Here is a 17,577-nt window from a genome sequence, read left to right on the forward strand (position 1 = left end):
GGTCAAGATGCAGCGTCTTCTAGACCCGGTGGAGATCCCGCCGGCGAAGCTTCTGCCGGCCACCCAGCGGGTGGCGGACCTGGTCCTCGAGGCCTATCACCAGAAGGAAGCGATTCCCCGGCTGCGGGAGGTGGCACACCAATGTCATCTTTTTACCGGACTCGCCGAAGAGCAGGTGGAACGGCTGGCGAGGGTGTTCAGCCGGCGAGAGTTTGCTGCGGGTAGCTCCCTTTTCCAGCCTGGCGGGGATAGCGAGGAAATGTATGTACTGCTCTCCGGCAGGGTGGAGATCCAGATGCCGGAGCAAAGCGAGCCCGTAGGGCAGGTGAGCGCCGGCGAGACGGTGGGGGAGGTGGCCTTCTTGGCGGAAGCCCGTCATTCAGCACGGGCGGTGGTGGGATCGCAGCCTTTGGAGGCGGGAGTTCTGACTCGCCGGGACTTCGCCGATCTGGTGCGGCGGCGGCCGGATATCGGCGTGGTGATCTACCGCAACCTGGCCCTGGGTCTCGGGGAGAAGCTCAAGCGGGCGGACCGCACCCTGAGCCGCGGCTGAGACCGGCGGCGGTCGGCCCCAGCGGCTCGTTCAGGTCGAATCAATCGAGTCAAGCCGCATCGTCTCCGGAGGGGAAGTCCGTCGCCAGCAAGTCGGCGAAAAGCCGGCAGGCGTCAACGGCGGTGAAGATTCCCGCCAGCCGGCCCTCCTTGGTCACCAATGCTGAACCGATGCGCTGCTTCGCCATGTGCTCCACCACCTTCTGCAGAGGAGTGTCCAGATCCACCGTGTAGGGATCGAAGACGCAGGCATGGCGCACCAGAGCCCGGTCGTTATGGGCCTGGCTGAGGTACGGCCCCAGCAGCAGCTTGAGGTCGCGGTCCGTGACCAATCCCACCGTCTGGCCATCCACGTCCTTGACGGGCAAATGGCGGATGTCGTGTTGTTTCATCATCCCCCGGGCCTCCGAAGCCTCGGCGTCCAGGGTGATGGAGTAGGGGAAGGGCGTCATCACCGATTTGATCAGAGGTTGGGTGCTCATGGTCGTGACTCCGGCTCCAAGGTGGCTCATAGTTGCAGTCGATCGAGGAGGAAACGTCGAAGCTCGGGGTGGCTTGCCCGATCCAGCACATTGATCGCCGGCAAGCCGGTGAGCTTGCCCACCAGGTCGATGGCCGCGGAGGTGCTGGTGGCCAGGCCCGACACCAAGTCCGTGGGCACGGGAAAGGCCTCCCGCACGCCGAAGGCGGCATAGGGATCCGCCGCGCACAGCACGGTGCAACGCACCAAAGGCGACAGGCGTTCGACGGCGGCGGCGCCGTTGTAGGGTTCCAGCGGCGAGGCGCCGGCTTCCACCACCACCACGTCCGGCTCCGCCGCCGCAACCCGCGCCAACAGCTGCTCCTGGAGCGGCTTGAATTCCTCCTCCGGGCATACGGTGGAGGGCAGTCCCACATCGACGAAGTCGAAGATGGCCGCGGCGCCGGCGTCGTCCATGCTCAGAATGTCGCGATAGCGGCCGGCCCCGGTGAGCTTGACCCCGGCCACCCGCACTCCCTGCTCCACCAGCATGTGGATGAGGATCTTCCCGGCGGTGGTCTTGCCCGAGGTCATGGAGGTGCCGATGATCAGCACCACCGGCGCCGTCAGCTCCACCGCCGGCGCCGGTGCGACGTAGTCCGCCATGCGGCGGGGGCGGCCGTCCACCGTCACGTGGCCGCGGTAGCCGAGGGTGACCAGCGGCGGCAGGAGCCGGGAAGTCGACGTGGCCTTGCCGAAGAGACCGGCGCTGGTCAGGCCCTGGAAGCGACCGTCCTCACCGATGGCGGTCCAGCTGCCCACCGCCTCCAAAGTTGCGCTGCGATGCCCCCAAGCGCCGACCACCAGATCCCCCTCCTGGACCTCGGCATGGCGCCCGTTGGGCAGCTCCACTCGGCCCAGGTCTCGGCTGCGGGAGAGGACCTCCGCCACGACATAGTCGCCGGTGGCCCATTGGGAGCGGTCGATCTCCTGCACCTCAAAGGGTTCGTGCTGGAAGGGCGCGATGCGGGTCAGGGAGCCGAAGAAGTAACGGGATGAGGAGCTCATGATCGATCCTCCGGAGCCAGCTCCGACGGATCTACCGGTGGCGTGAGCAAGAGCAGGGCGAGGAGGGCTGTGCGCTCCACCATACGCTGCCGGTCGATGAATTCGTTGGTGGCGTGGGCGCCGTCGCCCACCGCCCCCAATCCGTCGAGGGTGGCGGTGAAAAGACTGGTGTAGTTGCCGTCGGAGCCGCCGCCGGCGGTACCCTCCTGCAGCTCGATGCCGAGGTCCCCGGCGAGAGATCGAGCCCGGCGCCACAGGACGCGGTTGCGCGCCGTGGGCTCGAGGGGAGGCCGGTCCACGCCTCCTTCCACCTTCAGCTGAACCCCCGGCGTCTGCGCCTCCATGGCCAGAATCTCCGCTTCCACCCGCCGCGCATCCTCCCGGGTCAGGACCCGTACGTCCACCTCCGCCTTGCTCTCCGGCGCCACTACATTGGGGCGTAGGCCGCCGTCGACCTGACCGACGTTGACGGTGGTGCCGTGCTCCGGGTCGTTGAGGGCGAAGAGCTTCTGGATGGCGAAGGAGAGCTCCAGGATGGCGCTGGCTCCCCGCTCCGGGTCGAGACCGGCGTGGGCCGCTTTGCCTTGGACCCGCACGGTGAAGCGCCCGACCCCTTTGCGGGCGGTCTTGAGCCGCCCCTCCCGGCCCAAGGAAGGTTCGAGGACGAGGACCCGATCCATGCTCCGTGCCAGCCGCTCGATGGCCCGGCGGCTCTCCCGGCTACCGATCTCCTCGTCGGAGTTGATCAGAAAATAGGGCGCCACGGCGGGCTCCAGGCCCAGCTCGCGGAGCGCCCGGAGGGCGAAGATGCCTTGCACCAGGCCGCCCTTCATGTCGTAGATCCCCGGCCCTCGGACGACCGTTCCCTCTACCCGCCAGGGCATGGATTCGAGGGTCCCGTGGGGCCACACGGTGTCGCAGTGACCGAGGAGGAGCTGGCCGGGGGTACCGGTGGTGCGGGAAGAGCGACCGAGCAAGTATCCGCCGGTGGACTTGCCGCGGAAGCGGCGAATCGTCAGGCCGGAGCCCTCCAAGGCTTCGGCGAGGCGATCCAGCACCGGCTGTTGGGCCTGGGCATCGTGGGATGGCGATTCCAAGAGCACCAGCTCCTCCAGAAGAGAGAGCATGGCATCGCTTTGGGACTCGAGCCAGCGCAACACCACCGGGGCTAGGGGAGCGGAATCCCCTTCCGGGGCCAGGCCCTTGCCCCGGTCTCGTTCGATGGTGCGCAGCCCGCTCATGGGCTACTTTTTGAAGCCGGAGGGAAAGGGGAAGGATAAGGCTTGGGAGATCTCCGCGAACCGCCCCGGTTGCACGTAGGCCAGCAGCGGCGACCGCTGCAGGATGTCCTGGTCGTCTTCGTCGCTGACCCGTAGCGCCCGGCGGTGAACCTGGGCGGCCACCACCTTGCCGGCGACGAGGCTATTCTCCCCGAAGCCCTCCACCATCCGGTGAAGCTCACATTCGAGGAAGAGATACCCCTGCTCGAGGAACGCTCCTTCGACGTGCTCCGCGGGGCGGGTGGGCAGCGCCGCGAGGCTGGGTTTGGTGTCGTCCTTGCCTCGGGGAGCCGCCGACAAGCTCGCCATCAGCACCTGGTCCGCCCACGGAAAGGTGACCGTGAACTGGCCGCTGGCGAGGATGTTGCCGTAGGTCGTGTGCGCCGGAGTGCAGACGAAACCGAAGTAGCGATCCCAGCTCAGCGGCATGGCCATGTGCTTGGGGGCGAAGTTCTGCTCGCCAGCGGCATCGCGACTCCCGATGATCACCAGCGGTGCCACCATGAAGCAGCTCGACCAGAGATCGTCCTGATCGGTGAGCGGAATCAGCTCGTCGCTGGCGGTGGTGGGCATGGCGAATCCTCTCGCGGAGCGGTTCTCGGTCCATCGATTCCCAAGACGGGCCGGCGATGGTGTGGAGTCTTTCCAGCATGTACCGCAGAGGTGCCTTTGTCTTCACCCCTGCGGGTAGGGCGGGCTTCCTACTGGAAGAACTTGAGCAGCTCGCTGGCGGAGTCGGTGGCCGCGGCTCGGGTGTCGTTGCCGTGCTCCTGGTCGCGGATCAACAGCAGATTCTCATCCCCGGCGGACAGCCGGATCTCCAGCTCGATGAAGGGGTCCACGGTGCCGAAGTAGATGTAGGTGCTGTCGCTCTTGTAATCCACCAGAGCAATGCCCAAGGTCAAGGCACCCCCGCTATCCACCACCTCCAGGCCGAGACGTTCCATGCCGGCGGTGAAGACCTCCTTGATGTGGTCCTCGAAGCCGGGCTCGAGGCTGGAGGAGAAATTCTGCACTTCGGGAATCGTGACGGTGCCATAGCTGGCGATGTCGAAACTCAAGGAGTCGATCTTGTCCTTCTTCTTGAAGTTGGCCTTCGCCCACAGCCAGTCGTATTCGACGTCGCCGAACTCCACGTCCTCGACCATCAGGGCATAGTCGTCGTCGGTGAGGAATTTGCCCACCACTTCTTCGCCCTCTTTGTAGTCGTCGCTACCCAGGAAGGTGTCGTCGGTGTCGATGCTGCGGGCCTTCTCCCCGTCATCCTTGTCCTTCTTGCGGAATTTCTTGAAAGGCCCCGCTTCCACAGCGGTGGTAGAGAGCAAGACGACGGCCAGGACCCAGATTAGAAAACGCATTGGCTAATCCTCCAAGTATTGCAATCTCTGGCTGGTCCAGGACCAGCCAAACTCAATAGGCTCAGCCGTTAACCGTCTCATATCTGGGGTCGGGTGACAAGGTCCCGGCGTGAGCACGGGCCCCGCGGTGGAATGGTCAATCCATGGATCCCGACCCGCCACCGGCGTGCTCCTCCAGCACCTCATTCAAGGCCCGATGGGCCGCCAGCGGGTCGAGGGCTCGGGAGGCGTAATCCGCAGCGAGCAGATCCGGCGGTAGATATTCATCGTACTTCTCGGCACCTCGTTGGGCTACCTCGTGGGCTAGCTTCACGCCGTCCGGCGGCCCCTGGTCTACCAGCCTCCGAATCGTCCGAAGTAGCTTTCGGGGACGGAGCTTCTCGACCTCGACGAGGATCCCATGGTTGACCACCTTCAAGCCGTCTTGAGCCAGCCAGAGCTCCAGAGTGCTCAAAGCTCCGTCACCGACCCAGGGGAAGAGCAGGGTGGCGTCCCCTAGCTCGATGAGCCGTTGGCTTCGAAGGTCCAGTTCTGCATAAGTCTTGCGTCCCTCCTCCAAGAGCTTGCGGGCCCCCTGGTCGAGGTAGATGGGCACTTCGGGACTCTGATAGATCCGGCGCATTCGGCGCCGCACAAGATCGGCGACACCGATGGGACCACCGCCGAAGATCGGTGGATTGGAGCCGTGGGCGGGTATCAAATCCGCTACCTTGCTCTCCAGGTCGATAGCCGCTACTTTCCACCGTCGTCCGGCGAAGACGAGGGGCTGCTTTTCTCGCAGCGGAACGATGAAAGGCAGGGACCCGAGGGTCTTGCCTCCAGATCGCAGGGTGTACTCCTCAGGAGTCGAGAAGGCTGCGTAGAAGGAGTAGTGGCCCACCAACCGTTCCCCCTGGAGCCCCAGGACCAGGTCGCCGTCGCTGGTCTGAGTGATCAGCTCCCGGCTCGCCAGGTGCCGGAGGAGGAAGGCCAGCGTTTCTGCATCGACGCCTTCGAAGGGGCCGTTCCGGCACAGGAGGCGGTAGAGCTGCCGGGCTTGGATCCCTCCCTGATGAGCGATGCACGACAGAATTTGCTGGATCAGGGTGGAGAAGTGCAGCTGGCCCCGCGGGGGTGGCTCCAGGCGATTTTCCAGCAAGAGGTCGATCACCGCCAAGGCTTCTACGAGCGAAGGCCGGAGCATGTCCTGCAGGGAGCTGCGGGCGGTCACCTCGCTCTCGGTAATGTAGAGGCGGAGGATGGCCGCTTCTCCTCTGCGGCCGGATCGCCCCAGGCGCTGGCGAAGGGCGCTGACGCTCTGGGGCCGGCCCACCTGGACAACACTGTCCACATGGCCGACGTCGATGCCCAGCTCCAGCGTTGATGTACAGACGACGGAGGTCGGCCGGCCAGCCTCCTTGAGCCTCGCCTCTGTGCTTTCCCGCAATGCCCTCGATAGATTTCCGTGGTGGGGCAGAAACTCGTTGGGAACTCGCTGGGACTCCGCCAGCTCGCGCAAGTCATCGGAGAGAAGCTCGACCCGCTGCCGGCTGTTGGCAAAGACCAGATGGTTCCCGCCTCGGAGGACTCGGAACAAATGGGCTGGAATCCGGTCCGCGCTTGGCGGTGTCGGGGATTCCGCTGAAGCTTCGCGACGCGGATCCTTCGCCAGGTAGCCTCGCAGTTGCAGGCGGATCTCGGCTCCTCCGGAACGGTCTTGGATCCGGGCGACCTCGGCACCTCCCCTGGGGCGCAGGAGCTCAGCGGCCACGTCCAGGTCTCCCAGGGTCGCTGACAACCCGATGCGTGGCACCCGCCGGCCGATCAGGACCTCCACCCGATGCAATAGTGACTGCAACTGCTTTCCCCGAGCGCTGCCCAGGAACGCGTGAAGCTCATCCACCACCAGATAGTGCAAGGATCGGAAGAGAGAGGGCAGGCGAGAGCCTCGGAGCACGAAGAAGGCCTCCAAGGACTCTGGGGTGATGAGCAGGATCCCTCCGCTGCCCTCGACCACTTTGCGCCGCTCCTTGGCAGGAACATCGCCGTGCCAACGGTGGACCATCACGCCGGCGTCCCGTGCCAACAATTCGAGGCGGTCGAATTGGTCGTTGATCAGAGCCTTGAGAGGGCTCAGGCACAGGCAGCCCAGCCCTTTCGATGGGCTCTCGGCGAGGCGCGAAACGACGGGCAGAAAGACGGCTTCGGTCTTACCACCGGCGGTAGGAGCGCTCAACAGAAGGTCTTCCTCGCCGGCCAGAACCTTGTCGATGGCCTGCTCCTGGATGGGCCTTAGCTCTGTCCACCGCTCGCGCCCGATCCATCGCTGGACGCCGGGATGGAGGCGATGGAAACCAGAAGAGCTCATCATGTTCGAAGCTCGGAAGCTCCAGGGTAGTTAGAGCCGGAAGGAAGCCAGCTCGTCATCGTCCCCGGTCTCGTCCTGGGAATCATCGCTTTCCTTCTTGCCACCTGTGAGCCGGCCCACAGCGGTCGGGTCTGTCGCCGGTTCCTCGTCGGACTCCGAAGGCCCTGGATCCGCCGAGAGGTCGACCCGTCCCAACAGCTCTCGCCAGTTGGCTTCGGGGTTCTGCTCTAGCACCGCCAAGAGATTGACAAAAGCGGTTACCGTGTTGCGAGGGGTGCGGAAGTACGCCTCGCCGATGCGCTTGGAACAATGCTCCATGAAGGCATGAAGCCCCTCGTCGGGGAGGAGGAAACTCTGGGGATCACCGGCGGCGAAGACATGACGGATCTTGGTCAGCAGGACATAGAGATCTTCCGGGCTCAGATTCTCCAACTGAAGCACCGGGCCGGTGAAGTCCACCAGCCCGTCTACCGCGAAGGTATTGCGGCTCAGGCGTGTTTCCAAAGCCTCGTAGCTGTAAAGCCCCTTGCGGGGGTCGAGGAGGAATTCGGGGGTTCCTCCGAGCAGGAAACCCAATCCTTCGGAGCTGCCCTGGAGGGTGTCGTTGAGAATGCGCAGAATCTGCTCGTAGTTGGAACGACGGGCTCGGCCGCTGGCCAATTTGTACAGATTCACCACCTCGTCCAGGCACACCAGAAATCCCGACATCCCGGCCAATCGGACGAAGGCGGAGAAGAGCTTGAGGTAGTCGTAGACGTGGGCATCGTCGACGATGGATCGTACCCCCAGCGCTCGCCGGGCATCAGTACGGGTGGAGAACTCGGCCCGAAGCCAGCGGATCGCGTGGCTCTTCAGGGTCTCGTCGCCGGTATCGTGGCCCCGCCAATAGGCCGCGATCACTTCAGCAAAGTCATACCCACCGACCTGTTCGCTGAGCTTGTCCAGGCGTTCGTGGATCACCGTCTCGGCGCTCACCCCACGGCCTCGTGATTCCTTGAGCGCCGTGCTGACAAAACGCTCCACGACACTGGGCAAAGCTCCACCGTCGGGCTTGCCGCGGGTCGAGAGGTTGCGCATCAGCTCACGGTAGAGGGAACGCGCTTGCCCACCGGTAGCATGGAGTCGCCGGTCTGGATTGAGATCCACGTGGGCAGCCACCAGCTTCTTTTCCAGAGCGATGGAGCGCACCAGCTGCAAGAAGAAGGTCTTACCCGAGCCATACTCACCGATGATCAGGCGGATAGCGGCACCGCCATCGGCAATGCGGTCGAGATCCGCCACCAGGGCTTCCACCTCTCGCTTGCGGCCAACCTGCACGTGCTGCAGGCCGCTTCTGGGGACCACCCCGGCCTTCAAGGATTGGATCACGGCATCTCGAACCCGGGGGCGAATGCGCTTTCGGTCGGTCATCCCAGCATCTCCTTCAACGCGTATGGATTGATTTCCAAGGGATCCTCACCCTCCAGCAAAGGCTCGTCGCAGAGATCCAGTGCTGCTTCATTGACCACGTCCAGGGCGCTGTTGGCCAGAAGCCCGAGATCCTCCGCCAGTCGTTCGAACTCCCCCAGAGGCAGTTCCTGCTCCGACGGAAGAGCCTCGAGCAAGGACTGGTGCGCCGGGTCGAGACCGGCCACCGAAGGCCCCGCCGTCCCTGCCGTCGCGGTAGGGTTGGCAGGCTCCGCGGCCACCTCCTCGTCCTCCTCTTCGGAGAAGATCTCGGCCAATAGACGGCTGCTTTCCTCGCTCTCCCTCATCCGTTGCCGGACCCGTTCCGGGTCGAGACGAAATCCTCCCTGGTCTTCGGGGGAGGCGGGCTGGGGAAGGGCGAAGCCGATCTCCCTGGAGTCGGCGGGCCGTACCGTCACCGGTTCCTCCGCTGCTGGGGAGCCTGCCGTCAGCTGGTGAAGGTCGCTGAATACGTCTTGGCGATCCAGACCGAGGAGGGAATAGATCTTTTCTAGGATCTTGACCTCTTCAGAATCGATGCGTCCATCAGCACCGGCAATGGTGACACAGAGCATTGCAAGTTCGTGGCGTTGAGAATCGGACAGCTTCTGAGTCCGCTTCTTGATCCCCGCAAAGCCCGGTGGCGCGGCGAGGAGCCACTTCAAATGGGCGCGTAGACGATGCCTTTCTCCGGCGGCGAGCTGGAACGCCTCCTCGAGCTGCCCTTCCAAATGCTCCTCTTCGGCCGCTCCGATTTCACCGTCCGCCGCCGCTACAGTAGAGGCCAGATGCAGCAGGAGAGTCGCGTTGACGTATTCCTTGGAAGGCGTCGCCCCCATGGTTTCGTTCTGGCGGAAGAGCACCACCGGTGCTCCAGCCTTGAGCATCGGACCAGCGAATCGCACATCCGGTTCCAGGCCGACGCCGAGGCGTTCCAGCAACTGACTCAAGCCGGTGGTCTCCTTTTTGAGCATTCGATCCTCATGCTTCGTAGGCCACCACCGGATCAGGGGCTTCGGTCCCGGAAGAACAGTGCTGCCCTCCTCCAGCTGGGCCTCCAGCCATTGCTTTAGCTCGTCCAGGCGTGCTTCCTGGACCTCTTCCGTCAACTCCGCCGGCAACAATGCCAGGCCGTGCAAAGGGCTGTCTCCGTCCTGCCGACGAGAGAGCCAGCGGCTATAGGAATCGAGCTCCGAGGTCACGGACTCGGCCAGATCGGCGAGCTTGCGGAGGGGAGCGGAGAGACAATTGACATCCGGCAGATCCAGCTTCCGCGTACGATGCTCAATCCCTTCGCTCGCGGGGTAATAGCTCAGCTCTAGCCGCGTCTTATTAGGTCGAAGAATCAGACCGTCGCCAAAAGTCTTCGCGTAGCGGATCCGAAAGAGGATGCGGAAGAGATCCCAGCACCGCCGTACCGGCGTGCGTAGAGACACCGTCGGGCTGCCTCGGAGCCAGGCCAAAGCCCAGTCCGGCGGGATGGGCGCACGGGCCACCGCCAGGTGGCCGAGAGCAAGTGCCGCATCGGTGGGCAGGACGCCGGCCGAGGGCCCACCGAAGCCAGGAGATCGAGAGACGAGAGCCTGATCCGTCTCCGCCTCTAGGTAAGCGAGCAAGGAGCTGGCATAGCCGGAGAAGGAAGAGCTGTTCCCATAAATCTCCAGCAGCCTCGCGATCTCACGACGCAAGGCGGAACCCTCCGCTTCGGTAAGGCCCAAAATGGGCGGGTCGACAAGCAGGCGCCTTTCCAGGCCGTAGAAGAAGAGAAAGACGAATCCGATGGGAGCCTGTGGTGCCTTGCGGCCGCCCGCCAGCCAACCCAGATAGCCGGCTCGGGCGGCCGGCGTCAGCTCACGGTAGGAAGGCCAATACGGCAGACTCTCGCCGGTGAGGTCCGGATGATTCCGGTCCAGGCTCAGCTTCGGATGAATCAGAGCCGGCTCCGTATTCCACCGGGCGTCCGCTTCCAACAAACCCTCACCGACATAGACCATGCCGTCGGGTAGATCGAATCCGGCGACGCGGACCGCTCGCCCCGGCGGCTGCCAGCACTCCCCAGGCCGCAGCCACGGGCCCCGATGTGCTCGGCTGGGAGCCGTCGAGCCCCGGAGCTGGACCCTGCGATTCTGCTGAGGGGGAGACTTCCTTGGGCTCTCCGTTCGATTGGCGGCGATGGCGATAGCCAGCAGCAAAACGACGAAGGCGAAGATCACGAAGAGACTGCAGCCGTCGCCATCAGCGGCCATGGAGAAGATGGCGGCGATCAACAAGAAGGCGGTGAGTCTCCCTGGGATCTTTTGACGAGGCACGAGCGCTCTCCTTCCTTTCCTAGAGGCATCTCCTTCCGGAGATCGAGGTCCGGCTTCTCCTTTGGCAGCGTGAGGTCGTCGGAAAGCAGCTCAGTCTTCCCGACCCACCAGCGCCCGCGTGAGCCTCTCCCGGCGTACCCACTGCCGAAGCCACCAGTTGGGGTCGTAGGGCTCGTCGAGACAGGGGAGGGGGCGGCCGGCGCCGGGGAGGTTGTTGAACAGACCCTCGGTCTGGGCGTCGCGAATGCGGTTTTCGGCGACGGTGGCGATGGCGCGTTCGGTGATGGGGGAGCGGCTCACAGGATCGAGCTTCTCATACCTCGCTGCGCCCAGCAGAGTGGCCAGTGGAGCTACGAGGGGATTGGCCAGGAGAGCGGCCGGTGGAGTACCCCGGCTGCGGTGTCAGGCGGGCGAGGTAAGCTCCCTCGTCGTCTTCGAACAGGACCTGGCTGACCCAGCCGGCTCGGCGGGCCTGGAAGCGAAGGGTGCGGTGGTCGATGAAGAGCCATTGGAACGGGGCTCCCACGAGCCCCCGGTATTCCAGGTGCATGTGCACCTCACCGAAGTAGCGTCCATCGAGTACTCGGCGACCGAGGCTGCGCTGTTCGAGAGGATGCTCGGTACGCCGGAGGTCGGCACCGTCGAGGAGAATCGAGCCACCGGGTCGGAGTAGGCCGTGGCAGTGGCGGAGGAGCTGTTCCAGACCTTCCAGGGTCGAGCCGAGACCGGCGCCGTTCATCAGCAGGAGGAGGGTGTCGAAGCGCTCCTGCTGCCGCTTCGGATGTAGATCCAGGAGGCTACCGGCCCGCGGGTCTTCGACACCGCGGCGGCGCATGACCTCGACGGCGGAGGGCGAGACGTCCAGAGCTACGACCTGGTGGCCCCGGCGCTGCAGCTCCAAAGCGTGAGCGCCGGCCCCGGCGCCGGCATCCAGCACCCGTCCCCGGGCGAGCTCCAGCGCCAGTTCCTCGGCCATGGGAAAGCCATCGCTGCGGAAGAGGTCCGAGCCTTCGAAGGGCTCCCGTCGGCCGTCCCGCCGCACCACCGTGGCCGCCGCCGTGGAATCCCCTTCGAGGTAGTCCAACATCATCCGTCCCAGGGGCTCCCAGGACGAGCGGAGAACCTCGGGGGATGGAGAGTCGCTGGTGGCAAGCTTGGGCATGGAGAGTCGCTTTCCGGGCCGCCGCAGCGGGTCTTGAGAAGCTTGAAGTCTATCAACCGCCGGCGTCGCCGCCCACCGTCGCCTCGCGGCCGAGAGGGCGCCCCGCTGGCAACGCAGCCTTGGGGCGGAGAATCGGCGCGGTGGTCCGGGAATGATTTGAGCCCCCTGAGTGCAGACGCTAGAATTCTTCCAGTCTTTTCCTTTTTGTCCAGCGGCGAAAATGGTCCTCGACCGGCCGTGCTCCCCGTCCACCGACCGCCATGGGGTTTTTATGAGCCTGCGATCCGTCATCTTGCCGGTAGTCACCACCTTGCTCCTGACTCTGCCCGGCTTTCCAGCCGCTGCCCAAGAGGTCCAGCGGCTGACCATCAATCAGGCCGTCCAAACCGCCTCGCAGCCGCCCCAAGTGCGCGTCTACCTGGATCTTCTGGACTCTTCCGGGAAAGCCCTAGAGGCGGCATCGGCAGAGAATTTCACCGCCTCCCTGGGCGGCCGCCAGGCGCTGGTCTCGGAGCTCACTCCCTTCGCCGAGACCGAGGAGGGCGTCGCCTACGTGTTCCTGGTGGATATTTCTCGCTCTCTGGATACCGCCACCTTCGGACGGATTCGCAGTGCCCTGGAGGAATGGATCGGCGCTCTTGGGCCTCGGGATCGGGCGGCCATCCTGGCTTTCGGCGAGGACAGCCGGCTGGTGGTGGACTTCACCGAAGATGCCCAGGCGCTGCGGGAGGGGCTCGCCACCCTCGGCCCCACGGACGATTTGACGGTGCTTCACCGCGGCCTGCGGGACGCCTTGGAGCTAGGATTGCGCCGGGATGCGGATCTGCCGCTTCGCCGGGCCCTTGTGGTGCTCACCGACGGTCGGGACGAGGGGAGTGGTCTGGCGCTGGACGACGTGCTCCAACAGCTGCGGGACAACCCTCTTCCTATCTACGCCATCGGCTACAGTCGGCTGCGAGAGCCCTTGCGGACGGAGTTTCTCGAGGTGCTGCGGCGGCTAGCGGAGAACTCCGGCGGAGCGTTCTTCGCCTCCGACGAGACGGACTTCTCGGAAGCCTATGGCGCCATCCGGGAAGCGGTGGGACGAGTCTGGGTCACCGATCTCACCTGCACCCAATGTTCCGCCGACGGCAGCGTCTCCCGGTTGCAGCTGGACCTGGCTCAGGGGAGCCGGGTGCTCAGCCGGGGCATGGATCTGCGTCTGCTGCCCGGACGGGGCGAAGCTGCGAACGTTCCGGAAACCACCATGCCCGCGGACGGCGTCTCCACCGATGGGGACGACGCCGGGACAGCAGCGGCAGGAAGAGACACCGGGGATGGGGCGGGAACGAGTCCGGCGGAGCCGTCCGAGGGAGCGAAGGACGGCGGTGGGGATCAGCCACCGTGGTGGGTGTGGGCCATCGCCGGGGTGTTGGTGCTGGCGGTGATGGCGGTGCTCCTGGGCCGGCGCAAGCCCAAGGCTCGGGAGGGCAGTGAGATTCCCCTGCCCATCGATTTGGAGGACGTGGACACGGGGGAAGTGGCACCGGTGCTGGAGCCCCTCCCGGTGCGTCTGGTGGTGGTGCGGGGGAGCCGCAAAGGCAAGGAGTACCGGCTGACTCTGCGCGAGCAGGCGACGGTGGGCAAGCGCTCTACCTGCGATTGCATCCTCACCGACGAGGAGAATGTAGCCCCGGTGCAATTCGAGCTCTTCCAGCGCTCCGGAGCGGTGTGGATCCGAGAACGTTCGGAGGCCGGCACCACCCGCCTCGGAGGCCGGCCTCTGGAGGAGGAACGCTCGGTGCGCACCGGCGATCTGGTGGGAACCCAGGAGACCATTCTCCGCATCGTGCTGGACAAGGCGGAGTAGTCTCCGGGCGGCTCAGGGAGTCCCCTCCGCCGCCTCCGATGCCGCGGCCCCTTCCCCGGCCTCCTCCCCGAGAATCACTGCCACCGCCTCCGCCTTCAGCAGGCCGGCGGCGGGCAGGCGTCGTAGGACCTCGCGCCAGCGCTCCTCCCGTTCGAAGACCTCTTGGAAGATGGGCAGGGCCTGCTCGGTGGCTCCGGAATCGAAGAGGGTGACCGCCTTCCAGAAGGGCAGCTCGACGATCTCCGGTGCCATGTCGGCGGCGCGGGTGTAATGCCCGACGGCGGCGTCCAGGTCGCCGGTGGCCATGGCCTCGTCGCCGCGGTTCATCTCGTCGTAGGCCCGGTGGCGCTCCAGGAGGCGCCGCAGCTCCACTAGCGGCTCGGCGTGGTCATCCACCCGCAGATCCACCAGCCGGTCCTCCCAGGAATTGCCGGTGCTTTCCGCCCGCACCACCAGCAGCGCCGCGCTCTGCCGGCCGCGGATATCGCCGCCCTCCCCCTGGGCAGCTTCCAGAGCCGCCAGCAAGCGGCCGGCGAAGTCCTCCGCCGAATCCGCTACGACCTTCTCATAGGCCTTCGCCATCGCCTCCGGCACCGTGTCCGCGAGCATCAGATTGGCCTGCACGCTGTAGCCGTCGCCCCGGTGATGACCTGCCTCGGCGATGCATTGCTCGCCGGTCCACGCCGCCACCCGGCCTTTGTGATCCACCATCGCCACCTGGCGCACGGAGCGTTGGGGATCCTCGGCGAGGAGCTGGTCGAGAGCCTGGGAGGCGCTGGTGCCCGCGGCCATGAGGTCGAGGCCCTTGGGGCCGTAGTCCACCCGCACGAAGCTCTGGGTAGCCACGGCGCCGACGCCGGCACGGGCCCAGGGCACCACCGCTCCGACCTGGAACCAATGGCTCTGCACCGCCACGCCGAGCTGGCCGGTGGCGGGGTCGCGGGCGACGATGGAGTAGGTGTGGGCTAGAGGGTCCAAGGGCTTGGAGAGGGCGCTGTCGGAAGTCCTCTCCAAACCCTCCGCAGCACTGGGGCCGGCGATGCCGAGGATGGCGAGGAGGAGAGCAGAGAAGACGGCGGCGCTGACCAGAAGGGGCGAGGGGATGGCACGGGAACGGTGGCTCATGACGGGTCTCCCAGGTTGTCCGGACGGTGGATGCGCTTTGCATGATACCGTGCCGGCGCTTTCTTCGAGACCGGCGGAGGCTCTTCGAGACCTGCGGAGGCGGAAGTGGGACGGAGGTCCGAGGAAGTTTGAACAACTGCCGGCAAACGCGTCTCGAAGACTCCGCCGGCGGGAACTTTCATGTAGGATCGTCGATGCAATTCCGGCAGCCAATGCCACCCCTTCCCAGTCTCCCCATCGCTCCGGGAGCGTGATTCTTGGCGCCGGTCCCTGCCGAGACATCAACAGCAATGCTCGAAACCCTCACCCAGCCCCAGACTCTGCCCAAGAGCGAAGAGGCAGAGCGCGCGGTGCTCGCTGCCGTGCTGCTGGAGCCGAGCATGCTGCCGCTGATCTCCGCGCGGCTGACCTCCGAAGACTTCTATTTAGAGCGCCACCGCCTGGTCTACCAGGCCATGCTCGACCTCCAGGAGGGTGGCACCCACATCGATCTGCGCACCCTCCAAGGGGGGCTCGAGGAGCGCATGCAGCTGGAGGCCGCCGGCGGCCTCGCCTACCTGGCCAGTCTGGACATCGATCTGCCGGACCTGAGCCGGGTCGACTCCTACGCCGAGATCGTCAAGGAGCGTTCGGTGCGCCGCCGGCTGGTGCACGCCGCCACCGAGACCATCCGCGACTGCCTGGAAGGAGGCATGGTCGCGGAGGAGGCGCTGGCCAAGGCGGAGCAGACGATCCTCGGGCTGGGTGAGGAGAGCATCAGTCGCGGCTTTTCGAGTATCGGCGCGGTACTGGAGGAGACGGTCCACGATCTCGAGGATCGCCCCGGTGCTTCTCTCATCGGGGTTCCCACTGGCTTTCGGGAATTCGACCGCATCACCCACGGTCTCAACAAGGGCAACCTGATCATCGTCGCCGGCCGGCCGGGCATGGGCAAGACCAGTCTGGCGCTCAACATCGCCCAGCACGTGGCTATGCGCGAGGATCGCTCGGTGGGGATCTTCTCGTTGGAGATGAGCGAGCAGGAGCTGGCGCTGCGCATGCTCTGCGCGGAGGCGGATATCAGCTTCACCAAATTGCGCTCCGGCCTGCTTTCGAACCAACAGTGGAGCCGAGTCCACGACGCGGTGCGCCGCACGGAGCATGCGCCCCTCTTCATTGACGATTCGCCCAATCCGACGCTGCTAGAGCTGTCGTCGAAGTCCCGGCGGCTGAAGGCGGAGAAGGGGCTCGACGTGTTGATTCTGGACTATTTGCAGCTCATGCAGGCAGGCGGGCGCTACGAGAACCGCAACCTGGAGATCGCCGCCATCTCCCGCGGCCTCAAGCAGCTGGCCAAGGAGCTGGAGATCCCGGTGATCGCCCTCTCCCAGCTCTCCCGCAACCCGGAGCGCCGCACCGGCGACCATCGCCCTCAGCTCTCCGACCTGCGCGAATCCGGCGCCATCGAGCAGGACGCGGACATGGTGTGCTTCGTGTACCGCGACGAGGTCTACCATCCGGACGATCCGGAGAAGAAGGGCCTGGCGGAGCTGATCATCGCCAAGCACCGTAACGGCGAAACGGGCTCGGTACCGCTGATCTTCCTGGGCGAGGTGACCTCGTTCAAGAACCCCGACCCCGATGGCTTCGACGCCGCCCCGCCCCTGGACGAAGGGGCCCCGCCCTTCTAGCCACCTAGTTCAGAGCTCGGGCTCACTCCCCGTCAGACGGCGGTAGGCGTCGAGGTAGCGGTCGCGGGTGCCCGCCACCACCTCGTCGGTGAGTACCGGCGGTGGGGACTCGTGGTCCCAGCCGGTGCTGTCGAGCCAGTTGCGCACGTATTGTTTGTCCACCGACACCGGCTCCGCACCCGGCCGCCATTGATCTGCCAGCCAGTAGCGGGAGGAGTCGGAGGTCAGGACCTCGTCGACCAATAGCAGCTCATCATCGACCAATCCGAACTCGAATTTGGTGTCCGCCAGCAGCAGGCCGCACTGAGCGGCATGGTCGGCGGCCCGGCGGTAGAGCTCGAGGGTCAAATCCCGCAGACGCACCGCCAGTTCCTCGCCCACCGCCGCCGCCATGGTGTCGAAGTCGACGTTCTCGTCATGCCCTTCCTCGGCCTTGGTGGCGGGGGTAAAGATGGGCTCCGGCAAGCGGCTGGCCCGTTCGAGACCGTCCGGCAGGGGAATCCCGCAGACGCTTCCGCCGGCGACGTATTCGCGGTAGCCGCTGCCCGCCAGATACCCCCGGGCGACACATTCGAAGGGCACGACCTCGGCCTTGCGGGTGAGAATCGTGCGGCCCCGTAGCTGCTCCGCGCTGCCGGCGAGCTCCGGCGCCAGCTCTCCTAGTGCCACGGCGTCCAGGGAGGTGGCCAGCAGATGATTGGGCATCACCTCCTCCAGCCGCCGGAACCAGAAATTGGACAGCTGGGTGAGGATCTTGCCCTTGTCCGGAATCCCCGGCCGCAGAACGTGATCGTAGGCTGAGAGGCGATCGCTGGCGACGATGAGCAGGCGCTCACCCGCTCCCGTCTCGCTCAGGTCATAGACGTCCCGTACCTTGCCCCGGCGCGGCGGTGCCAGGCCCGGGAGGTCGGTATGCCAGAGAATCTCGTTCATGGAGCAGCTCCTGAGGTG

General features: G+C 65.5%; 15 protein-coding genes. 3 read left to right on the forward strand and 12 right to left on the reverse strand.

All coding sequences use genetic code 11. The features are described from left to right. On the forward strand, positions 1–553 hold a 553-nt coding region (locus SX243_08950), incomplete at its 5' end, for a cyclic nucleotide-binding domain-containing protein (GenBank protein MDY7093084.1). A gap of 49 nt (positions 554–602) precedes the next feature. Here SX243_08950 and SX243_08955 read toward each other — a convergent pair. From SX243_08955 to SX243_09000, 10 genes are all read right to left on the reverse strand, one after another. Continuing rightward, entirely contained in the window at positions 603–1,034 is a 432-nt protein-coding gene (locus SX243_08955) for a CBS domain-containing protein (GenBank protein MDY7093085.1), read from the reverse strand. Positions 1,035–1,060: 26 nt separating this feature from the next. Then, a complete protein-coding gene (locus SX243_08960; protein ID MDY7093086.1) occupies positions 1,061–2,080 on the reverse strand; it encodes a hypothetical protein in 1,020 nt (339 codons plus the stop codon). Then, positions 2,077–3,321 (reverse strand): M20 family metallopeptidase, encoded by a 1,245-nt coding sequence (locus SX243_08965; protein MDY7093087.1) that lies wholly within the window; start codon positions 3,319–3,321, stop codon positions 2,077–2,079. The genes SX243_08960 and SX243_08965 overlap by 4 nt, the downstream gene beginning before the upstream one ends. Before the next feature lie 3 nt (positions 3,322–3,324). Further along, positions 3,325–3,933 (reverse strand): flavin reductase, encoded by a 609-nt coding sequence (locus tag SX243_08970; GenBank protein ID MDY7093088.1) that lies wholly within the window; start codon positions 3,931–3,933, stop codon positions 3,325–3,327. Between the two features lie 128 nt (positions 3,934–4,061). Next, complete coding sequence (locus tag SX243_08975; GenBank protein ID MDY7093089.1) at positions 4,062–4,718, reverse strand: hypothetical protein; 657 nt, start codon at positions 4,716–4,718, stop codon at positions 4,062–4,064. Positions 4,719–4,854: 136 nt separating this feature from the next. Continuing rightward, the gene (locus SX243_08980; GenBank protein MDY7093090.1) at positions 4,855–7,068 is read right to left on the reverse strand and encodes a DEAD/DEAH box helicase; all 2,214 of its coding nucleotides are present in this window, start codon (positions 7,066–7,068) and stop codon (positions 4,855–4,857) included. Positions 7,069–7,095: 27 nt separating this feature from the next. After that, a complete protein-coding gene (locus tag SX243_08985; protein MDY7093091.1) occupies positions 7,096–8,475 on the reverse strand; it encodes an ATP-binding protein in 1,380 nt (459 codons plus the stop codon). Then, complete coding sequence (locus tag SX243_08990; GenBank protein MDY7093092.1) at positions 8,472–10,820, reverse strand: TerB N-terminal domain-containing protein; 2,349 nt, start codon at positions 10,818–10,820, stop codon at positions 8,472–8,474. The genes SX243_08985 and SX243_08990 overlap by 4 nt, the downstream gene beginning before the upstream one ends. Before the next feature lie 90 nt (positions 10,821–10,910). Next, positions 10,911–11,120, reverse strand: coding sequence for a DUF1992 domain-containing protein (locus SX243_08995; GenBank protein ID MDY7093093.1), 210 nt, complete (start codon positions 11,118–11,120; stop codon positions 10,911–10,913). 13 nt (positions 11,121–11,133) lie between these two features. Further along, positions 11,134–11,982, reverse strand: a complete 849-nt coding sequence (locus tag SX243_09000) for a methyltransferase domain-containing protein (protein MDY7093094.1) — start codon at positions 11,980–11,982, stop codon at positions 11,134–11,136. Between the two features lie 271 nt (positions 11,983–12,253). Here SX243_09000 and SX243_09005 point away from each other — a divergent pair, with 271 nt between their 5' ends. Continuing rightward, the gene (locus SX243_09005) at positions 12,254–13,831 is read left to right on the forward strand and encodes a VWA domain-containing protein (protein ID MDY7093095.1); all 1,578 of its coding nucleotides are present in this window, start codon (positions 12,254–12,256) and stop codon (positions 13,829–13,831) included. Positions 13,832–13,843: 12 nt separating this feature from the next. On the opposite strand, the gene SX243_09010 is transcribed toward SX243_09005, so the two are convergent. Next, positions 13,844–14,956 carry a DUF1028 domain-containing protein gene (locus SX243_09010; GenBank protein MDY7093096.1) on the reverse strand — a complete coding sequence of 371 codons (1,113 nt, stop codon included), beginning with the start codon at positions 14,954–14,956 and terminating at the stop codon, positions 13,844–13,846. A 290-nt stretch (positions 14,957–15,246) separates the two neighbouring features. Here SX243_09010 and dnaB point away from each other — a divergent pair, with 290 nt between their 5' ends. Further along, on the forward strand, positions 15,247–16,626 hold the full coding sequence (gene dnaB, locus SX243_09015) for a replicative DNA helicase (GenBank protein ID MDY7093097.1): 1,380 nt from the start codon (positions 15,247–15,249) through the stop codon (positions 16,624–16,626). A 9-nt stretch (positions 16,627–16,635) separates the two neighbouring features. Here the strand turns inward: dnaB and SX243_09020 are convergent, their stop codons facing one another. After that, positions 16,636–17,559: a phosphoribosylaminoimidazolesuccinocarboxamide synthase gene (locus SX243_09020; GenBank protein ID MDY7093098.1), complete on the reverse strand. Its 924-nt coding sequence runs from the start codon at positions 17,557–17,559 to the stop codon at positions 16,636–16,638. Between the last annotated feature and the right edge of the window lie 18 nt (positions 17,560–17,577).

It is taken from the genome of Acidobacteriota bacterium (assembly GCA_034211275.1).
Lineage (GTDB): Bacteria > Acidobacteriota > Thermoanaerobaculia > Multivoradales > JAHZIX01 > JAGQSE01.